1 protein-coding gene is annotated in these 399 nt (G+C 71.2%); it reads right to left on the reverse strand.

Annotated features, from left to right (window positions below; translation table 11 throughout):
• The coding region (locus AC1DSF_RS31140) for a hypothetical protein (protein WP_478184170.1) at positions 1 to 185 on the reverse strand (185 nt) is incomplete at its 3' end.
• Positions 186 to 399 lie beyond the last annotated feature (214 nt).

The following is a 399-nucleotide window of genomic DNA, read 5'->3' on the forward strand; positions in this document are numbered from 1 at the left end:
GAGTGTCCCAGCAGGCCCCACACCGGCAGCGCGACCACCAGAGCCACGGTTGCGTCGAGGAATCCCCAGCCGCGCGGACTCACCCGCTCGATCCGCGGCGGGGCCAGCGGAGGAACGGACATACGCCGAGGGTAGGCGCGGCCCGACGGCACGGCATCGACCGCGCGGTGTATGCCGCACGGCATACCCGCGGCGCCGGCCCGTGCTCGCAGGCAGACGACACGCCCCACGCGGCCGGACAGCCTGGAGAAGGACCTCAATCGCCTGCCTCCGAAAGGACATTGCCGTGCTCACCGCACACCGTCTCGTCAAAGCGTTCCGGCGAAGGCGCGCCGTCGACGACCTGACCTTCCGCATCGAACCGGGGCGCGTCACCGGATTTCTCGGCCCGAATGGCGC

The sequence above is a fragment of the Variovorax sp. 01N429 genome (assembly GCF_056399425.1).